Annotated in this window: 1 protein-coding gene; it reads left to right on the top strand. The window is 33.0% G+C overall.

Annotated features, from left to right (window positions below):
* On the top strand, positions 1-315 hold a 315-nt coding region (locus K8Z87_RS13905), incomplete at both ends, for a DUF5011 domain-containing protein (RefSeq protein ID WP_227478175.1).

Consider the following 315-nt stretch of genomic DNA (forward strand, 5'->3'; position numbering starts at 1 on the left):
AAATGGATCATCAATAGTTGATTTAAATGTAGGAGATACTTATACAGAATTAGGTGCAACAGCAACAGATAATATAGATGGTGATTTAACAGGAAGCATAAATATTACAGGTACAGTAGATACATCAATAGCAGGAGTGTATATATTGACATATAGTGTTAGTGATGCAGCAGGGAACAGTGCATCAGTAGATAGAACGGTTAATGTTAATGCAGATACTACAGCACCAGTAATAACTTTAAATGGATCATCAATAGTTGATTTAAATGTAGGAGACACTTATACAGAATTAGGTGCAACAGCAACAGATAATAT

It is taken from the genome of Winogradskyella immobilis (genome assembly GCF_021887715.1).
Lineage (GTDB): Bacteria > Bacteroidota > Bacteroidia > Flavobacteriales > Flavobacteriaceae > Winogradskyella > Winogradskyella immobilis.